The organism is Mycolicibacterium frederiksbergense (assembly GCF_012223425.1).
Classification (GTDB): Bacteria; Actinomycetota; Actinomycetes; order Mycobacteriales; family Mycobacteriaceae; genus Mycobacterium; species Mycobacterium frederiksbergense.
The window spans coordinates 1,810,932-1,836,124 of record NZ_CP038799.1; the positions used below are offsets into that span (position 1 = coordinate 1,810,932).

The window sequence follows — 25,193 nt, forward strand, 5'->3', positions numbered from 1 at the left end:
CCCATAGGAGTTGACGCGGTCATCCGTTGCTTCGCACACTGTGGTCGTCACGAAATAGTTGTTAATTGGAAGTAATTGACCCCACGAGAGGAAGTCACAGATGTCGACTGCAGATACCGGAACCAAGTCCATCGGAGTGGCGCTGCCGGACAGTGCCACGACCAGTACCGCACTGTGGCTCACGAGCACCACCGTGCTGGCGCTCATCGCCTACTACTTCCTCGGCTACGACCAGGGGGCGGTCTCGGTGTTCGGATCCGACACCCACGTGCACGAGTTCCTTCACGATGCCCGCCACCTGCTCGGCTTCCCCTGCCACTGATCGGAATCATCATGGAAAAGAAGATCATCGGGCTCGGGTTGCTTTCCGGCGCATTGGCCGGCAGTGCCTCATTTCTCTACGCCCGCACGCAGATTGCTCCGCTGATCACCGAGGCCATCTCCTACGAGGAGGCGCGGTCACACGCCGCGGCCGGTGGCGAGCACGCCCACGAGCATGAGGTGTTCGCCCGTACTGTCCAGGAGAACATCGGGGCGGGCGTCGGCACGATCATGTTCGCAATCATCACCGGCGCCCTGTTCGCCGTGGCGGTGAGCATCGTGTTGGCCACGCTGCAGCGGCACCGGATCACGGCGGACCCCCGACTGGTGGCGGTCCTGGCAGCGGTGGCGGGGTTCGTCACCGTGGCGGTGGTGCCCTGGGTGGCCTATCCGGCCAATCTTCCCGGTGTGGGACAACCGGAGTCAGCCGGTGACCGCACCACCGCCTACCTCGCGGTGATCATCGCGTCGGTGGCACTGGCGGCGGTCGCGGGTACTGCAGCACTACGGCTGGCACCCCGCCTGGGCGGCTGCGCGGCAGCGGTCACGGGGTGCGTCGGATACCTGGCAGCGATATCAGCGGTGGTCATCGCGCTGCCCTCCTTCCGCGAAACGCCCTCGGCCATCACCGATTCAGACGGCACACTGCTGTTCCCCGGGTTCCCCGCCGACCTGCTGGCCGACTTTCGCACCGATGCGCTGATCTGCCAGGCGTTGTTGTGGTTCGTCATCGCGGGCAGCTATGCCGTGCTGCTTCCCAGTGTGGTGAAGGCGGGCAAGACCACCGGAGGTGAATTGTATGCGCATCGTTGAGTTCACACCGACCCCCGACCAGTACGTCTGGACGTTCGGCGGCGCCGACCCGGTGATGGAGGTCGAGCCCGGGACCGCGCTGCGGCTGTGGACGGAGGATGCCTTCGCCGGCCGGGTCACCTCCGTCGGCGACAAGCCCAGCGAGGTGCTCAATCCGAAGGAACTCAATCCCCAGACCGGCCCATTTCATGTCACCGGAGCCGAACCCGGAGACACCCTTGCGGTGCACATCGTGTCGCTGGAACCCGCGCGCGACTGGGCGGCATCGACGACGATTCCGCTGTTCGGCGCCCTCACCGGCACCGATCGCACCGCCGGTCTGCAGGCTCCCCTGCCGGAACTGACCTGGATCTACGCCGTCGACCGTGCAGCGTCGTCGGCGACGTTCGTCGCCCACGAAGGCGATTTCTCCTGGGAGCTGCCGCTGGCCCCGATGTTGGGAACGCTCGGCGTGGCGCCGGCGCTACGCGAGGTGCGCACGACGCTGGTCCCCGACTACTTCGGCGGCAATATGGACACCCCCGAACTGCGGGCGGGCACCACCGTCTATCTGGGGGTCAACGTCGACGGTGCGGCGTTCTCGGTGGGCGACGGCCACTACCGGCAAGGCGAGGGCGAAACCTGCGGCACCGCTCTCGAAGGAGCCATGAATGTCACGCTGATCGTCGATCTCATCAAAGGCCATGCCCCCGCGTGGCCGCGGATGGAACACGACGACGCCATCCTGACCGTCGGATCGGCACGTCCGCTGGAGGACGCGTGGCGCTGCAGCCAGGTCGAGATGGTGCGTTGGCTCAGTGAGTTGTACGGGCTGGGCACCATGGACGCCTACCAATTGTGCGCCCAGCTCTGTCTGTCGCCACTGGCAAACGTGGTCGACGTCAACTACAGCGCCGTGACCAAGATCCACAAATCGCTGATTCCACAATGCAGCCCGTACCAGGCAATGCACCAGCTGATGCGGCGCCGCGGCGCCACATTGACCTAGCTGCACTCGACACCGACGTGCCGTCGCCGATGTCATCGAACGGTATTCGGGGTTCAGCCCGGTAGCCTCGACCTCGTGGCAGGCAGGGCGATACGGGCAGCAGCGTGCATCGGGGCCGGCGCCGTCGCGCTCACCGTGGTGCTCGCCGGATGCAGTGACAGCACCGACGGAAACCCGGTCGGTTCGGCACCCTCGGGCACCGAACCGGACTTCCCGACGACGCGACCCAGTCGCACCACCTCGGCGACCCCGGCACCTCCGCCGTCATCGGCCACACCCCGGCCCCCGGCAGCCGAGGCTCTCGCACCGCAGAACGGCTACGTCTACCTCGAGACGAAGTCGGGGTTGACCCGCTGTCAGCTCAACGTCGAGGCGGTGAGCTGCGAGGCCGAGTTCGAGAAGTCGCCGAGCATCGACGGATTCCCGGCCAACGGCGTCAACCTCAACGCCGACGGCGCCGTCACCTGGGTATCCGGCAACCTCGGCGACATCCCGACCGTGCCACTGGACTACCGGACCTACACCGCACTGGGCTGGACCATCGAGGCATCGGAGGCCGGCACGCGTTTCACCAACGACGGCACCGGGCATGGCATGTTCGTCCGAATCGAAGGGGTGGAGACGTACTGATGGACCGTGTCGCGACATGAGCATTGCCCGCAAGGAACGTGCGGCGCTGGTGGACACCCTGCGCGCCACCGGCCCCGACGCACCCACGCTGTGCGCGGGTTGGAACACCCGTGATCTGGCCGCGCATCTGGTGGTCCGGGAACGCCGCCTCGACGCCGCCCCCGGAATCCTGGTGCCCAAGCTGGCCGGTTACACCGCCCGCGTGCAGGATCAGGTGACGGCCTCCACCGACTGGCCCGACCTGCTCGCCCAGGTGGCCGCCGGCCCGCCGCTGTACTCCCCGTTCATCCTGATCGACCGGTTCGCGAACGTCACCGAGATGTTCATCCATCACGAGGATGTCCGTCGCGCCGGAACAGACTGGGAACCAAGGGTTCTCGATCAGGAGACCACAGACGCCCTGGCCGGCCAGGTCCGCATGTTCGCACGCATGACACTGTCCAGGGCACCGGCCCGGGTATCGCTGACCACCCGAGACGGCAAGGTGCTGACCACCGCAGGCAAGGGATCGCCGGTGACCGTCAGCGGCGATCCCGGCGAACTGCTGTTGTTCGCCGCGGGCCGCGAACCCGCCCGGGTCAGCTTCGACGGGGACGCCGACGCGATCGCCGCGGTGCAGGGCAGCCACCGCGGCCTGTGACGGTCGACTGGGCCTGGACCGCCGAGGGGCACTGCGTCACGCTGATCAGCGGTATCACCCCCGCCGCGCTCATCACCGCGCTCGGGGCGAGCACGCTGGCGCAGGTCCACGGTATCGATGCCGTGGTGTCGCGGACCGTCGAACGCTGGGATGCCGGCTACCGGCCCGACGAGGCGATCATCGCGGTCACCGACGCCGCTCCCGGCTGGGCGGTGATCGCCGAGCTGAACGGCTACCTCGGCGTGACCGAGGCGGCCACCGGCCCGCTGTCGGAGGGCCGGACCATCGTCTCGCATTTCCGCAATATCAACTCGGTGAGCCGCTTCCACTGGTGGCGTGACGGCCGGCTGCTGCTCGACGTCGATCTGCTGTTCCCGGACGAGCGCCTCGGCGCCGAACCCGATGCGCTCGGTGACCTGCAGGATCTCGGTAGCGACCTGACCGCAGCGGGGTTCACGTTGGCCGAGCGCATCACCGGGGTGAGCTGTTCCCCCGAATTCTTCGAGCGGGCCGCGTTCACCGTCGCGGTCGCCGCCCTGCCCGGGTGAACCAACTATCGTTGTCGGCATGCCTTCCCTCGACTTCCGTGTCTTCGTCGAACCCCAGCAGGGCGCCACGTACGCCGACCAGCTCGCCGTCGCACAAGCCGCCGAACAACTCGGATACTCCGCCTTCTTCCGGTCCGATCACTACCTGGCCATGGCCGGTGACGGCCTGCCCGGCCCCACGGATTCGTGGGTGACGCTGGCCGGCATCGCGCGGGAAACCAACACCATCCGGTTGGGCACCATGGTCACATCGGCCACCTTCCGCCACCCTGGACCGTTGGCCATCGCCGTCGCGCAGGTGGACGAAATGAGCGGCGGCCGAGTCGAACTCGGCATCGGCGCCGGCTGGTTCGAGTCCGAGCATCTGGCCTACGCCATCCCGTTCCCGCCGCTGGGCGAACGCTTCGACCGTCTCACCGAGCAGTTGCACATCCTGACCGGGTTGTGGGGCACCCCGGTCGGTGACACCTTCGATTACGCCGGAACGCATTACATCGTCAAGGATTCGCCGGCGCTGCCCAAGCCCGCACAGACCCCGCGTCCGCCGATCATCATCGGCGGCGCAGGCCCCAAGCGGACACCGGCGCTCACCGCGCAGTTCGCCGACGAGTTCAACATCCCCTTCGCCTCGCTGGAAGACCTGACAGCGCAATACGACCGGGTGGCGACCGCGGTCGCCGACGCCGGCCGCGCCCCGGATTCGCTGGTGTACTCGGCCTGCTTCGTCCTGTGCGCGGGCAGCGACGAGGCCGAGCTCACCAGGCGGGCCGCGGCGATCGGGCGCGAACTTGACGAGATGCGCGGCAACTCACCGCTCGCGGGCTCCGCCGGGGAGATCGCCGACAAGCTGGGCGCCTTCACCCGGGCCGGAGTCCAGCGCGTCTACCTGCAGGTTCTGGATATGTCCGATCTCGACCACCTGGCGTTCTTCGCCTCGGAGGTCATCCGGCAGCTGGATTGATCCGGGGCTACTATCGGTGGCCGTGACGGGCGATCCCAAATGGCATGAGCGAACGCCCACCCTGTTGGCCGCCAGTGTGGCCGCGCTCGCGGCCATCGGACTGGTCGTGTGGTTGACGATGTTCGTGGTCCGGCAGGCCGGCGGCACCGAGCCGGCACCTCTGGAGTACGTGACGCCGTTCTCGGACAGTTCCAGCAGCGCGACCATCACGACGACCACGGGTACCACCAGCCCCACCAGGCCGGTAGAGACCACCGATATCAGCGATGTGATCGGCCCGTCGTCCTCCTCGGAGACCTCGTCCTCCTCTGAGCGGCCGACTCGGACCCCACGATCGCGGGCGAACGACGATGACGACGACGACGACGAGACCACCACCACTCGGCGCCGGGCGCGTCAGAACGAGACCAGGACGCTGTACCCGCGGCCCTGACGACTACCTGCCCCGGGCGTGGAACTCCGCAACCAGTCCCTCGGCGCTGCGCACGGCCGCCCGGCAGGCCCTGGTGGTGAACGGATCGTTGAGCGGATGGTCGGCCCGGCGGCGCCATCGCTGGGTGGCGGCGAACGCGGCGCGCGGGCCGTCGTTCGGCGCGTCGGGGCCCAGGCCGAGCCTGCTGGCCGCGTCGGTTCCCGAGCCGCCGATCAGTCGTCGCAGTGACGACATCTCATCTTCGGTCAATGTGGTTGGCCGGGAACGTAATTGGCTCAACAAGCGCAGTTCCTCGAAGGCGTGCGCATCGGCAAGCAGCGGGTCGATGTCGGCGAGGATCTGCCGGCCGGCGTAGATCGGGTTGACCTGGACGAATCGGCGCAGAGACAGCAGTGCCGTATGCGCCTTGAGCAGATCGGAGCGCTGCGCGAACTGCTGGTCGATGACGTCACGCAGCGCGATCAGGCCGCTGCGCTCCAGGAGTTCGTCGGCCAGCGCCACCGAATCGGCGATCCCGGCGCTGAGCACGGCGATGGAGATCCGGATGCCGAACATCCCGAACCGCTCGAGCAGGGCGGCGCGGGTCGCGGCGTCCACCGGCAGCGCGGCGTCCTCCCGCACGAACCGGTCGACGCTCAACATCGCCTTGGCCAGCTCCGCGGGCGGCACCCCGGCCAGCTTCTCCAGCGCGACGAACTCACTCTGGCGCAGCGTGCGCGCGGTCAGCGCGAGCAACCCGGACACCGGCACCACCGCCTGGCAGATCCCGGTCTTGTCCATCTCGGCGGTGAAGCGGGTGGCGACATCGCGGGCCGAGAGCATGGCGTCGATGCGTCCGGCGCCGATCTCGTCGGCGCGGGACGCCACCCCGATCACGCCGAGCGCTCCCGAGGACCCGCCGACGAGTTCACCGATCTGTTTGAGCAGCGCGATGTCGGCGGCATTGAGGGTGCGCAGCAGGAACACCACGGCGTCCACCCGGGGCACGCCGTCCTGGGGAATCAGTAGCCGCAGCGTCCGCTGTGACACATCGCGCGAGAGCGAGGAGGTGCCCGGTGTGTCGATGATCGTGGTGTCGATCAGTTCGGCGGCGGGCCATTCGACGTCGAGATCCTCGACGTCCTCGGGGTTCAGCCCGCTGAAGCTGAATGTCAGGCTGCGTTGCTGGTCGCCGGCGGCGCGGGCGATCGGGACGTTCGACCGTCCGCCGTCGCGGTGATTCGCCGTCACCTTCGGGGACGGCCCATGCCGGAACCGGGTGACGATGCGGGTGGCCTCGGTGGCATCGGTCGGGGCGATGTCCTCTCCGACGAGCGCATTGACCAGCGTGGACTTACCGGCCTTCAGGGTCCCGGCCAGCGCGATCCGCATCGGCTCGTTCAGCCGGCGCTCGATCCGTTCGAGTTCGGCGTGCACATCGGGGCGCTGCCGATACATCGGATCGGCCCGGTAAGCCGCAATCGTGCCGCCGAGAATGGCGCGGACGTGTTCGCTGGTGCTCATGTCGGGCCCAGCTTAAAGGGGCGAGCGAAGCGACGGGGAATCCAGCCCAGCGGGTGAGCGAAGCGACGGGGAATCCAGCCCAGCGGGCGGGCGAAGCGACGGGGAATCAACCGGCGGCAACGAGTTTGTCGACGTTGTCGACGACCTGCTTGAGGATGTTGAGCTGGCGTTCGAGCTCCTTGATCCGGGTGTTGCGCTGGTCCTCTTCCATCTTCGCCGACGCGAGGGTGGCCTGCAGCGACTCGTTGAGCGAACGACTGGTCTGGTTGGCGATACCGCGGTAGTGGTCGCGCAGCTGCCGCTGCACCGTACGCAACCGGTCCCGGGACTCCTTGTTCACGATGAAGGCGATGTCGTCGACGAACCGGCGCGCATTGGTCTTCGCCTCGTTGCGCACGCGCAGCATCCGGTTCTCCATGTCCTCCTTGTAGGCCTTGCGGCCCAACAGGAATCCCGCCCCCAGCGACAACGGGTTGAACATGCCCAGCCCGGCGAACGAGGTGAGCATGCCGAACATCAGGATGCCGCCGTAGGAACCGCGCATACCGGTGACCACCTTGTGGCCGGCCTTGATCGGTTTGGCCTCCAGCCTGGATACCGATTTGAACTCCCCGAAACCGGCGCCCATGTCGCGGGCGCTGACCTCGGGCAGCTCGACGACGTCCAGGCCCGCTTCGGTGAACAGCCGGGCGACCTCGGCCGCCAGGGCCTCGGCCCGCTGGTAGGCCCAGACGAAGTTGTCGCCGACGGCGGTGGCGACGGAGGTCTCCAGTTCGGTGCCGATCTCGGCCCAATGCTGGGTGGGGTCGCAGCCGTCGATCACCTTCTCGGTGTGGGCGGTGATGAGCCGGAATCGGTTGCGCAGATCGTGATCGACATCGGCGGTCAGGTCGGCGATGCCGTCGTTGAGCGTCTGCTGCCACAGCGCGGTCTGCTGCAATGCGTCCTGGGCTTCCTCCTTGCGCCGCTCCAGATCAGCGGTGAGCCGCTCACGGGCGGCCGGATCGTTGAGCACCGACAGCTCGCTGTGCACGGTGAGCGTCAGATGCTCTGCGGCGGAGCGGATCTCGCCGAGAACGTGGTCCCGGATCCGGTCGTTCTCCCGTGACATCACCTTCTCGGACAGGAACTTGATGATGGCCGGGAAGTTCGACTCCTCGTTGAGCTCTTTGTCGTTGAGGGTGACGGCGTGGCTGCGCAACACCGAACTCGCCGGGATCACCGGGGTGCTGACGGCGGCGCGGCGCAGGTGCGCCTCATTGGCGGCGACGATATCGCGCCAGTGCGGGTACAGATCGGTCTTGCTGGCCACAATTGTTGCGGTCGGGCAGATTTCGACGGCCTGCCGGATGAAGGTCAGCTCCGGTTCGGTGAATTCCTGGCTGGTGTCGCTGATCATCAGCACAGCATCGGCGTCCGGCAACAGACCCAGCGTCGCCGACAGGTGGGGCTGGCCGTGCCCGCCGACGCCGGGGGTGTCCACGAACGCCAGGCCGTTCTTCAGCATCTGGCTGGGCACGCCGACCTCGACCCGGAGCACCTCGCGCCCCTGCGCGGCCGGTGCCCGGCGCAGATCGTTCTTCAGCTCCGCCATGTCGATGTCGACGAACTCCGCATCGGCACCGTCGGGAGTCACCACCACCAGTCGCGCGGTCGGTGTCTCGGCGTAGTAGACCACGGTGGCCAGCACGGTGCTCTCGTCGTCACCGACCCGGGCCACCGGGATGTTCAGCAGCGAGTTGAGCAGTTGACTCTTGCCCTGTTTGAGCTGACCGGCGATGACCACCCGGATCTGCGGATCGGTGATCCGCTCCTTGGCGATGCGCAACCGTTCCGCCAGGTCGGCGCGGTCGTACAGACCGGCGATCCTGGTGGTGTGGTCGATGAGTTCGACGATCACCTTGACAGGTCGTGCCGGCGCATCGGGTCCGGACTTCGGTTGCGTCATCTCGTCCTCTCCTGGCTGTCAACCGTAGGCGCGCCGACTGGCGGGGACCGGTAGGCGGTCCCCGCCAGGCGGGTCTTGTCAGAAGAGTCCGGCGTCGACGTTCGTCTCGATGGTGTTGTCCACGTCGAGGGTGTTGTTGACGGAGTTGTCCACCGAGTTGTCGATATCGGTGTCCACGACGGTGGTGACCACGCTGTCGTCATCGCTGGCGTCCAGGGAGCCGGAGTTGTCGATGATGGTGATACCGCCGCCGCTACCGGCGTCGCCGCCGCTGGAGTGCCCACCGCCGATGAGGCCGCCACCGGCCACCGAGCCCCCGCCGTTGCCACCGCTGGTGTCGACGTCGTTGAGCACGGGGCCGTCGTTGTCGGAGATGATGTCGTCGCCGGCGGTCTGGGAGTTGTCCTCCACCTCGTTCTCGTCGCCGATCACCACCGGTGAGTGGTTGCCGGTTTCGACGTCGACCTTGGTGTTGTCGTCGCCGACCACGTTGTCGTCACCGGTGATGTTCTCGTCACCGACCACGATGTCCTCGCCGGTGATGTTCTCGTCACCGACCACGTTGCCGTTACCGGTGGTGACGGTTCCCGCGTTGTCACCGTCGACCACGACCCCGCCGTCGGTGGCGGTGTTGGAGGTCTTGTTGCCGAAGGTGATATCGCCGAAGCCGAGGTTGAATCCGCCGACCTGCGAGTTGGCACCGGAGCTCTGATCCGGGCTCAGGAACTCGGCGTTGGTCCGGTTGTGGCTGGCAATGTCGGTTTCCGGAGCGAAGGTCCGCTGCGGGGCGTACATCGGCGCGAACGAGTTGGCCAGGCTGTGGTGATCGGCGACCGCGCGCTGCAGGCCGAGGACCGGGTCCCCGCCGCCGAGGGCCACACCGGCCGGCGCGGCGGTGGCCGCGACGGCCGACAGCTGGGCGGCGGTGACGTTGGGCAGGCCGGCGTCCCGCAGGGCCTGCTCCGGGTTGTTCACGAAGGCGCCGGCCAGGTCGGGGCTGCGGAAGAGGTCGAGGATGTAGTCGATGATGGTGGTCATTGGAGTGCCTTTCCTGGTTCTGGTTCAGGGTTTTGAGATCCTGTCGCTGGGTGGTCCGGCGAACTGAGGACAACGTTATGAGCGCGGAGGCCCCCATGAAACGGGGCCGAATCCCCTCCTCCGCGGACCCCGTACCGGGGTGTGGGGGGTGCCCCCATTAGGGGATTAGGGGGTCGCGGAGGGCAGGAGCGCAGCGACCCGGGAAGTGGTGCTGGGGGGTTGGGTCGCCGGCGCAAAAAAAGCCCGCCCGCCGCGAAAAATCGCAGCTGGGGCGGGCTTCGGTGGAGCGTGCTCAGTCGAAGACGTCGAAACCGGACGCGTCCGGGGCACTCCATTCATGGTCGAGGATGCTGTCGTGCACCGGGATGTCCTCGACCACGGTGTTGACCGGGATGTCGGCGTACTCGTCTTCCAGGCCCTGGATCACGCCGAGGCCGTCGTCGGTGATGGTCGACACGTCGTGGACGGGCAGTTCATCCAGGCCGTCCACGTCGTCAATGCCGATCACCGGCACCGAATCGTCGATACCGAACGCGTCGAAGGCCGCGGTGGCTGCGCCGCTGGTCCAGACATTGGAATCGACCGCGGGCAGGGTGCCGGCCCAGCTGGTGGCGTCGAGGCCGGGTACGGCCGACGAGAGCGATTCGGCGACGACCGGGATCAACTGGTCCACATCGGCACTGGTGACATCGGGCAGGTTGGCATCGGCAATGGCCGCCGCGGGATCAGCGGCGTAGCGTGCCGCAGCGTCGGAGTCCCGCACCAGTGACATCACGAAGTCGAGCAATGAGTTGGCCATGAGTTGGTCCGCGCCCCATCTTTCCTGGAGTTACATCTGAAGCCTGTGAGCCGATGTTATCGACGGGGAGCGCCGGTGAGATCGGTGTTCAACCCAGCCGCCGCGGGCACCCATTAGGGGATTGACCGTTAGGGGTTCCGACACGTTAGGGGGAATCCCGCTGGCCGGGTATCCCAGCCGTTAAGGTGAGTGTTTGCCTAAGGAGACTGCATGAGCGACGCCTGCGAGCGAATCATCGGACAGACATGCGGCGTCCGAGCCTGCGAGGAGGCCGCATGAGCGACTCGCTCGGATTGTCCGTCGGGATGACCAATCTGGTGGCGGCCCGCGACGGGCGGCCACCGGTCACGCGCCGCTCGGTGCTGACCCTGTTCAGTGATCGCGCCCCCGAGGTCGGCGTCCCCAGCGAGAACCCCAACCTGGGCCAGCCCGGCCTGGTGCTCGGCGGTTTCGTGGACCGCGTCGGAGACCCGGTGCCGTTGGTGGCCTCCGACGGCTCCTCACACCGCGGCGATCAGGTCCTCGCCGAGGCGCTCGACGCCATGGCGCACACCGTCGGTGGCGGCAACCCCATCACCATTGCGTTGCCCGCGCACTGGGCGCCCGCGGTGGTGGCCGCCTTGCAGACCGCGCTGCGGAACAAGCCCAGCCTGGCCACCGCGGCGGTGGTGCCGGATTCGGTGGCCGCACTGGCCGGTCTGCGCGCCAGCCTGCCTGCCCAGGGCGTGGTGGCCCTCGTCGATCTCGGCGGCACCGGCACCAGCGTCACGCTGGCCGACGCCGGCGCGCAGCTCGCGCTGATCGGCGCGACCCTGCGGTACGCCGATTTCTCCGGTGAACAGATCGATCAGGCGCTGCTCAACCATGTCATCGCCGGTATCGCCGATGCCGGCGACGCCGACCCGGCGGGCACCGCCGCCGTCGGGTCACTGGGACGGCTGCGCGATGAGTGCCGCCGAGCCAAGGAACGGCTGTCCGCCGACACCGCCACCGTGATACCCGCCGAGCTGCCCGGCTACAGCTCCGATGTCCGGGTCACCCGCGCCGAACTCGACCAGCTCATCGACCCACCGCTGGGCGGGCTGTTGGCCGCCATCGAAGAACTGTTGCAGCGGAGCGGTATTGCGCCCGGTCGGTTGAGCGCGGTCGCAATGGTCGGCGGCGGTGCCGCTATTCCGCTTGTCACACAACGACTCTCCGAGCGCCTGCAGGTTCCGGTGGTCACCGCCCCGCAGTCCGCCACCCTCGCGGCGGCCGGCGCCTCTCTGGTCGCGGACCTTGCCTCCGAGGCCGGCGCGGCGACGGGCCTGGCCCCGGCCGCGAGCCCGGATTCCGCACCCACCGGGATGGCGCCGACGATGGGTTGGGCCGGTGCCGCAGCCGGTGCCGGCGCCGCAGCCGCCGGCGCGGAGGCCCCCGGCGGGCTGGCGTGGTCCCAGGATGACGACGCACCGACCGGTGAGCCAGTTCCCTACCAGGGTCCAGATTACGAAACCGGTTATGCCGCAAGCCCTACCGACGCCCGCCCGCCGATAGCCTTCGCCCCCGGCGAAGATGACTACCCCGCTGAGCCCGAACCGCTGCCCTGGTACAAACGCCCGCCGCTGCTGTTCGGTGCCGCCGCGGCGGCCGCGCTGCTGGCCGTCGGCGGTCTCGCCGTCACCCTCACCGGGACCAGCAGCCCCAGCGGTCCGGTCACCGAGACCGCGACAAGCTTCTCCACCGAGCCCGGGCAGCCCGGCGTACCGGTGGTGACCGAGCCCCAGACGGTGACCGTCACCGGTGACGACGGTGTCGTGACGACCTCGGAGGTTCCGCCGCCCCCGCCGCCGACGACGACCACCACGACCACCACCACTCCGTCGACGACGTCGTCGACCACCACGACCACCACCACCACGACGACCACCACGACAACGACCACGACGACTCCGCCGACGACGACCACCACGAGGCCGGTCACCACCACGACCCAGCCGCCGGTCACGACCACCACGGTGGCCCCGCAGCCCGAACCCGAGCCGGAGCCGATACCGGAACCCGATCCCGTGGAGCCCATCATCGAAGGCGGATAGTCGTCGTGGGCCCGGACTCCGGCGCGATCGCGGCGTTGCTCGCGGCTCCCTCCGAGCCGGTGAAGGTGCTGGTCTCCGGGGGGATCGGCGCAGGCAAGACGACTCTGCTCAGCGCGGTGCGCACCGCGTTGCGCGACGCGGGTGTGCCGGTGCTGGGCCGGCCCGCCGACGACAGCCCCGGGGCCTTGATCGTCGATGACGCCCATCTGCTCGCCGATGACGAGCTCGCGTTGCTCTGCGAGCGGGCCGCCGAACCGGGCCGCACCGTTGTCGTCGCCGCCGAGCCACTGGCCCACCACGGCCCTCTTCGTGCGCTGACGCTGGCGTTGACCCGGGAGAATCCCGCGGTGACCTTGGGCGCCCGGGCGGCCGCCGACCTGCCGGGTATCGAGCGGGTGGACGATCTGCTCGCCGCGACAGCGGGGATACCGTTTCTGCTCGCGGCCGCCGAGGGCGCCGCGGCACCGGCCGACGCGGCCCGGTTCGCGCTCGTGGAACGGTTGCGCCGCCTCGATCAACCGGTGCTCGACACCTTGCTGCTGTGCTCACTGGATCCGCGCCTCGGACCCGACGATATTGCCGCCGCGCTGCGAGTGGACGCCGTTGCGGCCCAAGCACTTGTGGATCGAGCCCGGGCCAGTGGGTTGCTGGAACCCGGTCAGCACCTGGCGTTCCGGCGCACCCTGCACCAGGCGGTGGCTGAGATCATCGGCACGGCACGCCACCACGACACCGAGGTCGCACTGCTGCATTCACAGCTCGGAATGAGCACGCTGTCAGCCGATCTGGCGCTCGGCATGGCCGAACACGGATTGCGGGACGGCCGGCTCGCCGACGCGCTGACCGCCCTGGCGGCACGACACCGCGACGATCCCGCACACGCGGCCCGGCTGTACCGCGCAGCCTCCGAGGCCGGCTCGACCCAGCTGAGCACCGAACTCGGCGACGCGCTGGCGCTGACCGGTGACTGCGCGACGGCGGCGCGCCTGGCCGACGAACTGCTCGGCTCCACCGACCCCGCGCAGCGGGCCGCGGCGGTGCGGATCGCGGCGAGTGTGTCCATGCATGACGGCAGTGCAGCGGCTGCGGCCGACCTGTTCCGCTGGCTCGGCCCGTACCCGGATGCGTTCATCGGTTCGGCAGCGGCCGTGGTGTCGATCGCCACCGGTGACATCGCCACCGCCCGGGCCGCACTCGATGTACCGGACAATGGGCCCCCGACCTCGACGGCGCGCGGTGCCCGAAGCCTGGCCGAGGGTCTGCTCTCCACCCTGGATCGTCCGTTCCCCGCCGCGATCGGCCGGCTGAGCCAGGCGATCACCGCGGAGTGGTCGTCCAGCCGGGTCGCACCGGACAGCCCTGCCGCCCTGGTCACCTTGGCCGCGTTGCACGGCGGGGACCCGGTGCGCGCCCGCAGCATCATCGGACGCGCCGCGGGTGCCGCACCCGGACACGGCGACTTCTTCACCGCCCACCGCCACCGGCTTCTGCTGGGCTGGACCCGGATGCTGGACGGTCAGCTCAACCGGGCCGCCACCGATGCCGCGGCCGTCGACCCGACAACCTTGCACCGCCGCGACGCCCTCTGGTCGGCGGCCCTGCGCACCGCGATCGCGCGCCGTGCCGGCGATACCGGCGCGATGCAGCAGCACTGGTACGCCGCCATGGAAGTGCTGGCGGAGTATTCGACGGACCTCTTCGCACTGCTGCCGCTGGGCGAGCTGTGGGTCGCGGCGGCCCGTCTGCGTCAGGTGGACCGGCTGCAACATCAGCTCGACGACGCACTCGGGCTGCTCGACTCCTTGGGCCGCCCGCCGCTGTGGTCGGTGCCGCTGCACTGGGCCGGGGTGCACGCCGGGATCCTGGCCAATTCACCGGAGGCCGTCGCCCCGCACGGTCAGGCGCTCACCGCGGCGGCCGCGGACAGCAGCTATGCGCGGGCGCTGGCGACGGCCGGGCGGTCGTGGTTGCGGGTGCTCGCCCATCAGGTCGACGTCGATGACGTGACGTTGGCGGCGCGCGCGCTCGCGCAGTTCGGGCTGACCTGGGATGCCACCCGGCTGGCCAGTCAGGCCGCATTGCAGACACCCGATCCTCGGGTGTCCGGGGTGATGCTGCAACTGGCACGGGACCTGAAGTCCACCACCCCCGATGCCCCGGACGGACCGGCGGTCCCCGACGAGGCGGTCCCGCCGCCCGGCGCCTCCGCACGCCCGGCTGCGGCGCCGTCATCGCGGCTGTCGGATCGCGAGCGCGAGGTCGCCGAGCTGCTGTTGCTCGGGATGCCCTACCGCGATATCGGCAGCCAACTTTTCATCTCGGCCAAGACCGTCGAACATCACGTGGCACGCATCCGGCGCCGCCTCGGAGCGGAGTCCCGCTCGGAGATGCTGTCCATGTTGCGGGCCCTGCTGGGCACGCCCGCCTGATCGTCGGCACCCGTGCGCGGGGGCGACCAACTAGTGAGTTAGGTCAGCCTTGCTAGCGGTGCGGCAAACGGTGATGTAACTATGAGCAGGCAAATAGCCTAAGTTACCGATCAGTAACTATACTCAAGTTACCGGCAAGTAACTTAAACCTCGGGGAGGCACGCGGTGCAGCACACGCTCGAAGTGAGCAGGTTGGTCCTCGCAATGCTGATGACCGCTGTCGTCTTGGTGTTCGCCGCCAAGCGCGTGCTGTGGCTGACGAAGCTGATCAGCTCGGGCCAGAAGGTGGGCGACGAGCGCGGCCGCAAGAACGATCTGGTCAAGCGTTTCCTGAACCAGAACAAGGAAGTCTTCGCCCAGTCGAAGCTCCTGAAATGGTCGATCCCCGGTATCGCGCACTTCTTCACCATGTGGGGCTTCTTCGTCCTGGGCTCGGTGTACGTCGAGGCGTTCGGTGTGCTGTTCGACCCCGAATTCCACATCCCGTTCGTCGGCCGCTGGCCCGTGCTGGGCTTCCTGCAGGACTTCTTCGCCCTCATGGTGCTGCTCGGCATCCTGACCTTCGCGATCATCCGCGTGACCCGCGAGCCCAAGAAGATCGGGCGCGAATCCCGCTTCTACGGCTCGCACACCGGCGGCGCGTGGGAAATCCTCTTCATGATCTTCCTGGTCATCGCCACCTACGTGCTATTCCGCGGTGCCGCGGTCAACGTGCTCGGCGAAGAGTTCCCCTACCAGTCGGGCGCGTTCCTCTCCGATGGCATGGCGTGGCTGCTGGCTCCGCTCGGCGCGACCGCGAACATGTGGATCGAGACGTTGGCGCTGATGGGCCACATCGGCGTCATGCTGGTGTTCCTGCTGATCGTGCTGCACTCCAAGCACCTGCACATCGGCCTGGCACCGATCAACGTCACCTTCAAGCGGCTGCCCGACGGCCTGGGCCCCTTGCTGCCCATGGAGCACAAGGGCGAGCCGATCGACTTCGACGATCCCGCCGAGGACGCCGTGTTCGGTCGCGGCAAGATCGAGGACTTCAGCTGGAAGGGTTACCTCGACTTCACCACTTGCACCGAGTGCGGCCGCTGCCAGTCGCAGTGCCCGGCCTGGAACACCGGCAAGCCGCTGTCCCCCAAGCTCGTGATCATGAACCTGCGCGATCACATGTTCGCGAAGGCGCCGTACTTCCTCGACGGCAAAGAGACGCCGCTGGAGAACACCCCCGAGGGTGGCGTCGGCGCAGAGGTGATGGGCGAGAAGCACGACGAGAAGCACTCGCACGACCACGTCCCGGAGTCCGGCTTCGAGCGCATCCCCGCCGATTCCCCGCTGCAGGCGACCCGGCCCCTGGTCGGCACCCTTGAGCAGGGCGGCGTCATCGATCCCGACGTGCTGTGGTCCTGCACCAACTGCGGTGCGTGCGTCGAGCAGTGCCCGGTCGATATCGAGCACATCGACCACATCGTGGACATGCGCCGCTACCAGGTCATGGTCGAATCCGAGTTCCCCGGCGAACTCGGCGTGCTGTTCAAGAACCTGGAGAACAAGGGCAACCCCTGGGGCCAGAACGCCAAGGACCGCACCAACTGGATCGACGAGGTCGACTTCGACGTCCCGGTCTACGGCGAAGACGTGGACTCGTTCGACGGTTTCGAGTACCTCTTCTGGGTCGGTTGCGCGGGTGCCTACGAGGACCGTGCCAAGAAGACCACCAAGGCGGTCGCCGAACTGCTCGCCACCGCGGGCGTGAAGTACCTGGTGCTCGGCACCGGGGAGACCTGCACCGGCGACTCCGCCCGGCGTGCCGGCAACGAATTCCTGTTCCAGCAGCTCGCGGCGCAGAACGTCGAGACCATCAACGAGCTGTTCGAGGGCGTCGAGGCCGTCGACCGCAAGGTCGTCGTCACCTGCCCGCACTGCTACAACACCATCAACCGCGAATACCCGCAGCTCGGCAGCAACTACACCGTGGTGCACCACACCCAGCTGCTGAACCGGCTGGTGCGCGACAAGCGGCTCATCCCGGTGACCTCGGTCGACCAGGAAGTCACCTACCACGATCCGTGCTTCCTGGGCCGGCACAACAAGGAGTACGAGGCCCCGCGTGAGCTGGTCGGCGCGGCCGGCGCCAAGCTCACCGAGATGCCCCGCCACGCCGACCGCGGCCTGTGCTGTGGTGCCGGTGGTGCCCGGATGTGGATGGAAGAGCACATCGGTAAGCGCGTCAACACCGAGCGCACCGAAGAGGCCATCGACACCGGGGCCTCCGCGATCGCGACGGGTTGCCCGTTCTGCCGCGTGATGATCACCGACGGCGTCGACGACGTCTCCGCCACCCGCGACATCGAGAAGGTCGAGGTGCTCGACGTCGCGCAGCTGCTGCTGAGCTCGCTGGACACCAGCCTGTACACGCTGCCCGAAAAGGGCACCGCCGCAGCGGCATCCGCCGAGCGTGCCGAGGCGCGCGCCGCGCTGGAAGCCGAGCAGGAAGCTGCCGCCGCCGCGGCCGCTCCCGCCGTCGAGGAAGATGCCGAGGAGCAGGCCGACAAGCCCGCTGCTCCGGCTGCAGCGGCTCCGGTCACCGGCCTGGGCATGGCCGGTGGGGCCAAGCGTCCGGGAGCAAAGAAGGCCGCCGCACCGGCGGCCGAGGCCGCGCCTGCCGAGGCCGCCGCACCGGTCAAGGGACTCGGATTGGCCGGCGGCGCAAAGCGTCCCGGCGCCAAGAAAGCCGCCGCACCGGCCGCCGACGCCGCCCCCGCGGCCGAGGCAGCCGCCCCCGCGGCACCGGTCAAGGGACTCGGATTGGCCGGCGGCGCAAAGCGTCCCGGCGCGAAGAAATCCGCTTCGGCGGCTGCCGCACCGGCGCCCGCCGCCGAGCCTGCTGCCGAGTCCGCGCCCGCCACCCCCGAGCCCGAGGTCAAGGGACTCGGGATCGCCACGGGTGCGCGCCGTCCGGGTGCGAAGAAGGCTGCTCCCGCTGCGGCGGCGCCTGCTGCCCCGAAGGCCGAGGAGGCCCCGGTGGCCGAGGCCCCCGCGGCCGAGCCTGCCGAACCGGCCACCCCCGAGCCGCCGGTGGTGGGTCTGGGTATCGCCGCCGGCGCACGTCGTCCGGGTGCCAAGAAGGCGGCCCCCAAGGCTGCTGCTCCGGCCGCACCCGCGGAAGCTGCGCCCGAGCCTGCCGCTGAAGCCGAGCCCGAGGCCGTCGACGAAACACCCGAAGCACCCGCTGCGCCGTCGTCCAACGGCTCCGGCGGCGGTGACCGCGTGGTCGGCGACGAGGCACCGGTCAAGGGTCTCGGTATCGCCAAGGGCGCCCGCCGGCCCGGTAAGCGCTGACGCTCAACTCCGCCCAGTGGCCAGTTATGACACGGTTTCAGCCCACATACGTGTCATAACTGGCCATTCGGCCTCGTTCTAGACCTGTTTCAACTGGAATGGCGTTGCCCTGGTGATACCGCCCGGGCACGCGCCATTGGAGTCGGCGGACAATATGCCGCGCAGCGTCGACGGATCGACCTCCATCGAAATGATCGCCGGCTGATAGCTGCCGTCCGCACAAATGAATCCGTCGGGCTTGGTGACGGTGAAATACCAGATGCCGTTTGTCAGGGTCATCGGGCTCGTCCAGCCCTGATTGCTCGCGACGGTTCCCGCGCAGCCGGCCGGCCCGCAGGTACTGGCGATGTTCCAGACGTTCTCGGGGTCACCCTCCGCGCCGGAAAAGCTGCCATTGAGCAGCGGGGGCTCCGCCTGCGCGGGAACGGCGAATGCCATCCCCACCACCACGGTGATCCCGAATGCCGCGCCCAGCGAACGTGTTATCGACGTCATAATGATCCGGAAAATAGCACCGCGCCACCCAAAAACAGCAGATACGCACCGGATATACCCGTCAATTTATATGGCGGGTGCCGAATTGTTACTTCGGCCAGAAAATCGGTTTGCGAGCCCGTGGGACACTTGACCCCGTGAGTACCCACCAGCTGCCCGACAAGACGTGGCATTCCAGCCACCAGCCTCGGCCGCGGACGTTCGCACAGTCCACCAAGCTGCAGGACGTCCTTTACGAGATCCGCGGCCCGGTACACGAGCACGCCTCGCGGCTGGAGGCCGAAGGACACCGCATCCTCAAGCTCAACATCGGCAACCCGGCGCCGTTCGGCTTCGAGGCCCCCGATGTGATCATGCGCGACATCATCGGTGCGCTGCCGCACGCACAGGGCTACTCCGACTCCAAGGGCATCATCCCGGCCCGCCGCGCGGTCTTCACCCGCTACGAGCTCGTCGAGGGCTTCCCGAAATTCGACGTCGACGACGTCTTCCTCGGCAACGGCGTCTCCGAGCTCATCACCATGACCCTGCAGGCCCTGCTCGACAACGGTGACCAGGTGCTGATCCCGGCGCCGGACTATCCGCTGTGGACGGCGTCGACGGCACTGGCCGGCGGCACCCCGGTGCACTACATGTGCGACGAAACCCAGGGCTGGAATCCCGATATCGCCGACCTGGAGTCCAAGATCACCGACCGCACCAAGGCGCTGGTCGTGATCAACCCGAACAACCCGACCGGCGCGGTGTACAGCCGCGAAATCCTGGAGCAGATGGTCGAACTCGCGCGCAAGCATCAGCTGCTGCTGCTGGCCGACGAGATCTACGACAAGATCCTCTACGACGACGCCAAGCACATCAGCCTGGCGACGCTGGCGCCCGACATGCTGTGCCTGACGTTCAACGGCCTGTCCAAGGCCTACCGGGTGGCGGGATACCGCTCGGGCTGGCTGGTCATCACCGGGCCCAAGGAGCATGCGAGCAGCTTCCTGGAGGGCATCAACCTGCTCGCCAACATGCGGCTGTGCCCGAATGTGCCCGCCCAGCATGCGATTCAGGTCGCCCTCGGCGGGCATCAGAGCATCGACGACCTGGTACTGCCGGGCGGCCGGCTGCTCGAGCAGCGCGACACCGCCTGGACAAAACTCAACGAGATCCCCGGCGTGTCCTGCGTCAAGCCCGAGGGCGCGCTGTACGCCTTCCCCCGGCTGGACCCCGAGGTCTACGACATCCACGATGACGAGCAACTGGTGCTCGACCTGCTGCTGCAGGAGAAGATCCTGGTCACCCAGGGCACCGGATTCAATTGGCCCACACCCGATCACCTGCGCATCGTGACGCTGCCGTGGTCGCGCGATCTGGCCAATGCCATCGAACGCCTCGGCAACTTCCTGGTGAGCTACCGGCAGTAGTCCTGGCGCCGCCTACGCTGTTGCGGTGGCACACTCGCATTCCCACTCAATGAGCGGTCCGGCACCGCTGGGCCCGTTGGCGGCCCGGGTCGTGGTCGGTCTGCTCATCGCTCTCGGCGTGGCGACGCTGGCCGGCGCGGCCTGGTTGTGGCCGAGCCAGCAGAAGGTCGACATCCCGCTTCCGTTCCAGAGCTCCGCCGGCGGCAGCGTCAGCACCGAAGCCGGGCATGTGCAGTCCCTCAGCGCCGCGGAGTGCGGCGGGCCATCGGTCGGAGTGGTGATCACCGCCGCACCGTCGGCGACGGCAGGTGCGGACGCGCACTGCACCCAGGCGTTCATCGCCATCGACTCCGGGCCCAACGCCGGGGCCTACACCCTGCTCGAGTTCAGCGGCGGTCCCGGTCAGCCTCAGCTGGTCGTCGGTGATGACATCCGGATCACGCGCGCCGTCGATCCCACCGGCACCACGGCCTACTCGTTCTACGACTATGAGCGGGCCTGGCCGCTGGCGGTACTGGCCGCCGGCTTCGCGGTGGTGGTCGTGGCGATCGCGGGCTGGCGCGGGCTGCGGGCGCTGATCGGCATCGTCGTCGCCTTCGGAGTGCTGGTGGTGTTCATGCTGCCCGCGCTGCGTGACGGCGCCGGCGCCATTCCGGTGGCGCTGGTCGCGTCATCAATGATCCTCTACGCCGTGCTCTATCTGGCGCACGGCGTGAGCCTGCGCACCAGCGCCGCCCTGCTCGGCACCCTGACCTCGCTGGTGCTCGCCACCGTGTTGTCCTGGGGGGCAATCGAACTGACCCAACTGACCGGGTTGTCCGAAGAGGAGAACAACGCCGTCGCCACCTATCTCGGCGGGGTGTCGATCACCGGTCTGCTACTGGCCGGGTTCATCATCGGCTCGCTCGGCGTGCTCAACGATGTGACCGTCACGCAGGCCTCGACGGCCTTCGAGCTGGCCGAGCACAGCGATTCCCGGCGTGCGGTCTTCTTCGGCGCCATGCGGGTGGGTCGCGACCATATCGCCAGCACCGTCTACACCCTGGTGCTGGCCTATGCCGGCAGCGCGCTGCCGCTGCTGCTGCTGTTCAGCGTGGCCAACCGGTCGCTGGGTGATGTGTTGGTCAGCGAGAGCGTGGCCATCGAGATCGCCCGTTCCGCGGTCGGCGGAATCGCGCTGGCGCTCTCGGTGCCGTTGACGACGGCGATCGCCGCGGTGCTGTCGACCCCTGCATCGCGCGCCGCAACCAGCTGAACCAACGCCAGGCGCGCCAGATTGCGGTTATCGCGCAAAAGTGCGAGTAGCGGTGTCGCCAAGTGCAATCTCGCGCCACGTCACCGCTGCAACAACTCCAACAGATACGCCCCGTAACCGGACTTGAGCAGACCCTGCGCCCGCGCGGCGAGTTGGTCGTCGTCGATGAAGCCCAGCCGCCACGCCACCTCCTCGGGGGCGCTGATCTTCAGACCCTGGCGCTGCTCGATGGTCCGCACGAAATCGCTTGCGTCCAGCAGAGAATCGAAGGTCCCGGTGTCCAGCCAGGCGGTGCCGCGGGCCAGCGTCTCCACCGAGAGCCTGCCCTGGGCCAGGTAGATCTGATTGATCTCGGTGATCTCGTACTCCCCGCGGGCGGACTTCTGCAGCGACCGGGCGATCTCCACGACGTCGTTGTCGTAGAAGTACAGCCCGGGCACCGCGTAATGCGATTTCGGTGTGGCGGGTTTCTCCTCCAGCGACTGCGCCTTGCCGTCGGCGTCGAACGTCACGACACCGTAGGCCGACGGATTGGCCACCCAGTACGCGAAAATGGCTCCGCCGCTGACATTCTGGAAGCGCCGCAGCCCGGTGCCCAGGCCGGGCCCGTAGAAGATGTTGTCGCCCAACACCAGTGCCACCGGCTCGTTGCCGATGTGGTCGGCGCCGATCACGAAGGCCTGCGCCAGTCCGTCGGGTTCGTCCTGCACCGCGTAGGTCAGGTTGATGCCCAGATCGGCACCATCGCCGAGCAAGCGGTGAAACGCCGCAGCGTCATGGCCGGTGGTGATGATCTGGATATCGCGGATGCCCGCCATCATCAGTGTGCTCAGCGGGTAGTAGATCAGCGGCTTGTCATAGACCGGCAGCAGCTGCTTGCTGATCCCCCGGGTGATCGGATGCAACCGGGTGCCCGATCCCCCGGCCAGGATGATGCCGCGCATCTAGGTGTCGAGGTCCCGTTCGGTGAGGCCGGTCGCAGCCAGCGCTGCCTCCAGCGTCTCGTGCCGGAACACCGAAGTCACATGGTCGTGCACGACCCGGAACGCCGATGCGTCGGCCACTCCGTCGGCGCCGGTGGCGGTCTGTTCGGCGACGACGACGCCGTCGTGCACGTACAGCTTGCCGACCTCGACGACGCCGCGGCCGGAGTTCTGCACCCAGTCGAGCAGGGCCTGGTGTCCCTGGAACGCACCGTTCGAGTCGCCGACCTCGACATCTTCGCTGCACAGGGCCAGCAGGGTGTCGTTGTCGCCGGCGTTCAGCGCGTCGTGCCAGGCAAGGACGGTGGCGATCTCCGAGGTACTCATGGGTCCAACCTTAGAGTTCGGCGGGCAGGAGCGAAGCGACCTGGGGATCAGAACGGTCGGGCAGGAGCGAAGCGACCTGGGGATCAGAACGGTCGGGCAGGAGCGAAGCGACCTGGGGATCAGAACGGCGTGCGTTCCAGCCAGCCGTCCCATACCGAGGCGTCGCCCAGGATCTCCAGGCTCGCTTCGTCGGCGGTGCGCCTGCGGGTGATCGCCAGCAGCAGGTCGACGGCCGAACCGCGAACCGCCGCGTCCCCCTTGCCGTGCGCGTATGACCAGGACAGCCCGTCCTCGTCGTGCACGATCATCCACTCGCCGGTCGGGCCCAGACCCGCGTCGGTGGCGTGCAGATGCAGTGTCCGTCCGCGTTCCAGCGGCGCGTGCTGCGCGGTCGCCAGGTCGATCCACTCACTGACACCGTCGGCGGCCAGATCGGCGGGCAGACTGAACTCCTTGCCCAACGCCAGCGCGGCGTCCGCGCGGTGCACGGCCTGCTCGTGCACCCGGCGCCGGATCCACCAGCCCGGGATATGTGGGCCGACGAAGGTCCACACCTTGACGTGCGGGCCGATGCGCTCCACGGTGTCGATGAGCGCCTGCGCACCGTCGTTGAGCCAGTCGATCGCCTCGTCGATGTCCTCGGGCGGTTTACCGTCGCGCACCTCGCGCGGGTCCAGTGGTTCGGTGCGACGATCGGCGATTATCTGTGTGCACCAACGGTTCCCGCGTCCAACGTGGCGGAACAGCTGTTTCAACGTCCACTCGCCACAGGTCGGCACCGGTGTCGACGGGTCGGCGTCGCGAATCAGTTCACCGAAACTCTTGGTCTGCTCGAGCAGGGCGGCTCGGAAATCCACACTTACGACCGTAGCGCGGTACGGGACTCGCCGAGGGCGATTGGCAGGCTGGACCACCCGCGCAACACCCGGGTCTCGCGACGGGTCCCGGCACCGGCCAACTGAGCGTTCGGGTAGCGCTCGAAGAACGTCCGCAGCCCCACCTCACCCTCGGCGCGGGCCAGCGCCGCGCCCAGGCAGAAGTGCCGCCCACCGGAGAACGACAGGTGCCGGCCGGCGTTGTCGCGCTCGATGTCGAAGCGGTGCGGATCGGTGAAGACGTTCGGGTCGCGGTTGGCTCCGGAGATGTAGACGAGGATGCCGGAGCCCGCGGGCACGTGCTTGCCGCCCAGCTCGACGTCCTTGACCGCGATGCGGGCGCTGAGCTGCACCGGGGATTCCAGCCGCAGGATCTCCTCGACGGCGGTCGGCCACAGCTCGGGGCGTTCGGCGAGAGTCTGCAGGTGCTCGGGGTGTTCCAGCAGCAGCCGGATCCCGCTGCCCAGCAGGTTGACGGTGGTCTCGAAGCCGGCGGCAAGCACCAGTCCGGCGGTGGCCACCAGTTCCCGGTGCGTCAGCGGCCCTTCCTCCGACGCCTCCGAGGCGCGGATGATCTGGCTCATCAGATCGTCGCCCGGGTTGCGTCGCAGCTCCTCCAGGTGCGCCGAGAGCCAGTCATTGAAGCCTTGCACGGCGCCGCTGACCACCTTGTACTGCGGCCAGGTCAGTCCGATGTCCAGGCTCGCCGCGCCGTGCTCGCCGAACTCCAGGATGTGCGGGCGGGCCTCTTCGGGCACCCCGAGGATGTCGCCGATGACGGTGACGGGCAGCTGCCCGCAGTAGCGCTGGACGATATCGACGGTGCCGGTCTCGTCGGCGAGATCGTCGAGCAGCCGGTTGGCAGTGTCCTGCACCCTGTCCCGCAGCGCGGCGACGGCCCGGGTGGTGAACACCGAGGACACCAGCTTGCGGTAGCGGGTGTGCGCCGGAGCCTCCACCGACAGCATGGACGGTGGCTGCAAGGGGTGCAGCACATCGGGTTTGGTGCGGTCGATGACCCACTGCAGCGGTTTGGGCAGGTTCGATCCGAGTTCGAGAACGCGGAAGTCCTCGGAGCGCAGCACGTCACTGCAGATCTTGTGGTCGACGCTCATGTAGACGACGCGGGCCTTGACGAGGGGGCCTTGGGCGCGCAGTTCCTCGGTGAACGGGACCGGGTCGGTCCGCACCGAGAGGTCGGCGATCAGTCGGCCCTGGGGATCGCCGCGGCGGGCGAACCGCTTGGAGACGCCACGGATGACGCCGTGCATGGCCAGCCAGTGGAGGCGTTGTGTGATCGGGCCCTGCGTCATGACTCTCCCCTGTGCCGATTCCTGGGGTCGATACGTCCCACCCACCGGAACCGAATCGTGGTTCGGTACTGTGATGG

The 25,193-nt window shown here is 68.2% G+C and carries 22 protein-coding genes; 13 read left to right on the forward strand and 9 right to left on the reverse strand.

Features of this window, described 5'->3' with window-relative positions:
* The first annotated feature begins 100 nt into the window (after positions 1-100).
* The 8 genes from EXE63_RS11740 to EXE63_RS11775 all read left to right on the forward strand — a co-directional run bounded on the left by EXE63_RS11740 (position 101) and on the right by EXE63_RS11775 (position 5,334).
* Positions 101-322, forward strand: a complete 222-nt coding sequence (locus tag EXE63_RS11740; protein ID WP_105364681.1) for a CbtB domain-containing protein — start codon at positions 101-103, stop codon at positions 320-322.
* Between the two features lie 11 nt (positions 323-333).
* Positions 334-1,134, forward strand: coding sequence for a CbtA family protein (locus EXE63_RS11745; protein ID WP_168142108.1), 801 nt, complete (start codon positions 334-336; stop codon positions 1,132-1,134).
* Positions 1,121-2,122, forward strand: coding sequence for an acetamidase/formamidase family protein (locus EXE63_RS11750; protein ID WP_168142109.1), 1,002 nt, complete (start codon positions 1,121-1,123; stop codon positions 2,120-2,122). Before EXE63_RS11745 ends, EXE63_RS11750 begins: the two co-directional genes overlap by 14 nt.
* 75 nt (positions 2,123-2,197) lie before the next feature.
* Entirely contained in the window at positions 2,198-2,752 is a 555-nt protein-coding gene (locus EXE63_RS11755) for a hypothetical protein (RefSeq protein ID WP_234904456.1), read from the forward strand.
* 16 nt (positions 2,753-2,768) lie between these two features.
* A complete protein-coding gene (locus tag EXE63_RS11760; RefSeq protein ID WP_168142110.1) occupies positions 2,769-3,392 on the forward strand; it encodes a TIGR03085 family metal-binding protein in 624 nt (207 codons plus the stop codon).
* Positions 3,389-3,940, forward strand: coding sequence for a DUF6461 domain-containing protein (locus EXE63_RS11765; protein WP_168142111.1), 552 nt, complete (start codon positions 3,389-3,391; stop codon positions 3,938-3,940). The genes EXE63_RS11760 and EXE63_RS11765 overlap by 4 nt, the downstream gene beginning before the upstream one ends.
* A 19-nt stretch (positions 3,941-3,959) precedes the next feature.
* Entirely contained in the window at positions 3,960-4,901 is a 942-nt protein-coding gene (locus tag EXE63_RS11770) for an LLM class F420-dependent oxidoreductase (RefSeq protein WP_168142112.1), read from the forward strand.
* Positions 4,902-4,923: 22 nt separating this feature from the next.
* Positions 4,924-5,334 carry a hypothetical protein gene (locus EXE63_RS11775; protein WP_234904457.1) on the forward strand — a complete coding sequence of 137 codons (411 nt, stop codon included), beginning with the start codon at positions 4,924-4,926 and terminating at the stop codon, positions 5,332-5,334.
* 3 nt (positions 5,335-5,337) lie between these two features.
* On the opposite strand, the gene EXE63_RS11780 is transcribed toward EXE63_RS11775, so the two are convergent.
* From EXE63_RS11780 to EXE63_RS11795, 4 genes are all read right to left on the reverse strand, one after another.
* Positions 5,338-6,837 (reverse strand): dynamin family protein, encoded by a 1,500-nt coding sequence (locus tag EXE63_RS11780; protein ID WP_168142113.1) that lies wholly within the window; start codon positions 6,835-6,837, stop codon positions 5,338-5,340.
* 106 nt (positions 6,838-6,943) lie between these two features.
* A complete protein-coding gene (locus EXE63_RS11785) occupies positions 6,944-8,785 on the reverse strand; it encodes a dynamin family protein (RefSeq protein WP_168142114.1) in 1,842 nt (613 codons plus the stop codon).
* A gap of 78 nt (positions 8,786-8,863) precedes the next feature.
* A complete protein-coding gene (locus EXE63_RS11790; RefSeq protein WP_168142115.1) occupies positions 8,864-9,823 on the reverse strand; it encodes an IniB N-terminal domain-containing protein in 960 nt (319 codons plus the stop codon).
* 292 nt (positions 9,824-10,115) lie between these two features.
* The gene (locus tag EXE63_RS11795; RefSeq protein ID WP_168142116.1) at positions 10,116-10,622 is read right to left on the reverse strand and encodes an Rv0340 family IniB-related protein; all 507 of its coding nucleotides are present in this window, start codon (positions 10,620-10,622) and stop codon (positions 10,116-10,118) included.
* A gap of 275 nt (positions 10,623-10,897) precedes the next feature.
* Between EXE63_RS11795 and EXE63_RS11800 the strand changes: the two genes are divergently transcribed.
* The 3 genes from EXE63_RS11800 (at position 10,898) to EXE63_RS11810 (ending at position 18,459) form a co-directional block, all read left to right on the forward strand.
* Positions 10,898-12,697, forward strand: a complete 1,800-nt coding sequence (locus EXE63_RS11800) for an Hsp70 family protein (RefSeq protein ID WP_168142117.1) — start codon at positions 10,898-10,900, stop codon at positions 12,695-12,697.
* A gap of 5 nt (positions 12,698-12,702) precedes the next feature.
* A complete protein-coding gene (gene iniR / locus EXE63_RS11805; RefSeq protein WP_234904458.1) occupies positions 12,703-15,126 on the forward strand; it encodes an isoniazid response ATPase/transcriptional regulator IniR in 2,424 nt (807 codons plus the stop codon).
* 204 nt (positions 15,127-15,330) lie between these two features.
* Entirely contained in the window at positions 15,331-18,459 is a 3,129-nt protein-coding gene (locus EXE63_RS11810) for a heterodisulfide reductase-related iron-sulfur binding cluster (protein ID WP_168145534.1), read from the forward strand.
* 78 nt (positions 18,460-18,537) lie between these two features.
* Here EXE63_RS11810 and EXE63_RS11815 read toward each other — a convergent pair whose 3' ends face one another.
* Complete coding sequence (locus tag EXE63_RS11815; protein WP_234904460.1) at positions 18,538-18,897, reverse strand: hypothetical protein; 360 nt, start codon at positions 18,895-18,897, stop codon at positions 18,538-18,540.
* Positions 18,898-19,091: 194 nt separating this feature from the next.
* Between EXE63_RS11815 and EXE63_RS11820 the strand changes: the two genes are divergently transcribed.
* Both EXE63_RS11820 and EXE63_RS11825 read left to right on the forward strand, forming a co-directional pair.
* Complete coding sequence (locus tag EXE63_RS11820; protein WP_301335182.1) at positions 19,092-20,363, forward strand: pyridoxal phosphate-dependent aminotransferase; 1,272 nt, start codon at positions 19,092-19,094, stop codon at positions 20,361-20,363.
* A 49-nt stretch (positions 20,364-20,412) separates the two neighbouring features.
* On the forward strand, positions 20,413-21,618 hold the full coding sequence (locus EXE63_RS11825) for a YibE/F family protein (protein WP_168142120.1): 1,206 nt from the start codon (positions 20,413-20,415) through the stop codon (positions 21,616-21,618).
* Positions 21,619-21,698: 80 nt separating this feature from the next.
* Here EXE63_RS11825 and rfbA read toward each other — a convergent pair whose 3' ends face one another.
* The 4 genes from rfbA to EXE63_RS11845 all read right to left on the reverse strand — a co-directional run bounded on the left by rfbA (position 21,699) and on the right by EXE63_RS11845 (position 25,116).
* A complete protein-coding gene (gene rfbA, locus EXE63_RS11830; protein WP_168142121.1) occupies positions 21,699-22,562 on the reverse strand; it encodes a glucose-1-phosphate thymidylyltransferase RfbA in 864 nt (287 codons plus the stop codon).
* Positions 22,563-22,928: a nuclear transport factor 2 family protein gene (locus EXE63_RS11835; protein WP_105361772.1), complete on the reverse strand. Its 366-nt coding sequence runs from the start codon at positions 22,926-22,928 to the stop codon at positions 22,563-22,565.
* Positions 22,929-23,047: 119 nt separating this feature from the next.
* Complete coding sequence (locus tag EXE63_RS11840; protein ID WP_168142122.1) at positions 23,048-23,785, reverse strand: maleylpyruvate isomerase family mycothiol-dependent enzyme; 738 nt, start codon at positions 23,783-23,785, stop codon at positions 23,048-23,050.
* Between the two features lie 2 nt (positions 23,786-23,787).
* On the reverse strand, positions 23,788-25,116 hold the full coding sequence (locus EXE63_RS11845) for a cytochrome P450 (protein ID WP_168142123.1): 1,329 nt from the start codon (positions 25,114-25,116) through the stop codon (positions 23,788-23,790).
* Positions 25,117-25,193: the final 77 nt, after the last annotated feature.

Coding starts and splice junctions, on each gene's coding strand:
- EXE63_RS11825 (WP_168142120.1), top strand. CDS start 20,413: ATGAGCGGTCCGGCACCGCTGGGCCCGTTGGCGGCCCGGGTCGTGGTC.
- EXE63_RS11795 (WP_168142116.1), bottom strand. CDS start 10,622: ATGGCCAACTCATTGCTCGACTTCGTGATGTCACTGGTGCGGGACTCC.
- EXE63_RS11785 (WP_168142114.1), bottom strand. CDS start 8,785: ATGACGCAACCGAAGTCCGGACCCGATGCGCCGGCACGACCTGTCAAG.
- rfbA (WP_168142121.1), bottom strand. CDS start 22,562: ATGCGCGGCATCATCCTGGCCGGGGGATCGGGCACCCGGTTGCATCCG.
- EXE63_RS11815 (WP_234904460.1), bottom strand. CDS start 18,897: ATGGCATTCGCCGTTCCCGCGCAGGCGGAGCCCCCGCTGCTCAATGGC.
- EXE63_RS11745 (WP_168142108.1), top strand. CDS start 334: ATGGAAAAGAAGATCATCGGGCTCGGGTTGCTTTCCGGCGCATTGGCC.
- EXE63_RS11780 (WP_168142113.1), bottom strand. CDS start 6,837: ATGAGCACCAGCGAACACGTCCGCGCCATTCTCGGCGGCACGATTGCG.
- EXE63_RS11750 (WP_168142109.1), top strand. CDS start 1,121: ATGCGCATCGTTGAGTTCACACCGACCCCCGACCAGTACGTCTGGACG.
- EXE63_RS11740 (WP_105364681.1), top strand. CDS start 101: ATGTCGACTGCAGATACCGGAACCAAGTCCATCGGAGTGGCGCTGCCG.
- EXE63_RS11790 (WP_168142115.1), bottom strand. CDS start 9,823: ATGACCACCATCATCGACTACATCCTCGACCTCTTCCGCAGCCCCGAC.
- EXE63_RS11760 (WP_168142110.1), top strand. CDS start 2,769: ATGAGCATTGCCCGCAAGGAACGTGCGGCGCTGGTGGACACCCTGCGC.
- EXE63_RS11845 (WP_168142123.1), bottom strand. CDS start 25,116: ATGACGCAGGGCCCGATCACACAACGCCTCCACTGGCTGGCCATGCAC.
- EXE63_RS11810 (WP_168145534.1), top strand. CDS start 15,331: ATGCTGATGACCGCTGTCGTCTTGGTGTTCGCCGCCAAGCGCGTGCTG.
- EXE63_RS11835 (WP_105361772.1), bottom strand. CDS start 22,928: ATGAGTACCTCGGAGATCGCCACCGTCCTTGCCTGGCACGACGCGCTG.
- EXE63_RS11800 (WP_168142117.1), top strand. CDS start 10,898: ATGAGCGACTCGCTCGGATTGTCCGTCGGGATGACCAATCTGGTGGCG.
- EXE63_RS11770 (WP_168142112.1), top strand. CDS start 3,960: ATGCCTTCCCTCGACTTCCGTGTCTTCGTCGAACCCCAGCAGGGCGCC.